We start from the raw sequence: 1060 nt of genomic DNA on the forward strand, positions 1-1060 counted from the left end.
CAACGGACCCGGCGGCGGGCCGCCGAGGCTGGTGTGGAACTGGCGGAATTTCAGTGATTCTTCAGACGTGTTCATCGCTTTCCCGAATGTGTGTCCCGATTGCAGCATACCCATTCTAGCGACAGTCGCGCCGACCGATTGTGGCGCGACTGTCGTTGTTTTGTAACGCGGCGGACGTCAGAACGGCAGCTGGATGCCCGGCCAGACGGCGGTCAATGCCTGGCGGAAGCCGGCCTGGATGCGTTCCAGCGCGGCGGCGTCGTCGGCCTCGAAGCGCAGCACGACGACCGGCGTCGTGTTCGACGGGCGGGCGAGGCCGAAGCCGTCGGCGTATTCGACACGGACGCCATCGATGGTGATGATCTCGGCGGCGCCGGCAAAACTGCCTTGGGCCTTGAGCTTGTCGATCAGCGCGAAGGGTTCGCCTTCGGCCATCTTGATGTTGAGCTCCGGGGTCGACGGCGAATTCGGCAGCGCCTTCAGCGGCGCATTGACGTCGGTTGCACGCGACAGGATTTCCAGCAGGCGGGCGCCGGTATACAGGCCGTCGTCGAAGCCGTACCAGCGCTCCTTGAAGAAGGTGTGGCCGGACATCTCGCCGGCCAGGGGGGCGCCGGTTTCCTTGAGCTTGGCCTTGACCAGTGCGTGGCCGGTGTTCCACATCAGCGGCACGCCGCCGTGCTTTTTGATCCACGGGGCGAGCAGGCGGGTGCACTTGACGTCGTAGATGATCTGGCCGCCCGGTACGCGGGAAAGCACGTCGGCGGCGAAGAGCATCAGCTGGCGGTCGGGGTAGATGATCTCGCCGTCCTTGGTGACGACGCCGAGGCGGTCACCGTCGCCGTCGAAGGCGATGCCGATCTCGGCATCGGTTTCCTGGAGGGCCTTGATGACATCGGCGAGGTTTTCCGGCTTCGACGGGTCCGGGTGATGGTTGGGGAAGTTGCCATCGACCTCGCAGTAGAGCGGGACGATCTCGCAGCCGAGGCGCCGGAACAGTTCGGGGGCGACCGCGCCGGCGACGCCGTTGCCGCAGTCCATGACGATCTTCAGCGGGCGG

At 65.7% G+C, this 1060-nt stretch carries 1 protein-coding gene; it reads right to left on the reverse strand.

All coding sequences use genetic code 11. The features are described from left to right. Positions 1–177 precede the first annotated feature (177 nt). On the reverse strand, positions 178–1060 hold an 883-nt coding region (locus ACE3PU_RS04855; RefSeq protein ID WP_374387248.1), incomplete at its 5' end, for a phosphomannomutase/phosphoglucomutase.

Origin of the sequence: Brevundimonas sp. (assembly GCF_041911375.1) — a bacterium.
Lineage (GTDB): Bacteria > Pseudomonadota > Alphaproteobacteria > Caulobacterales > Caulobacteraceae > Brevundimonas.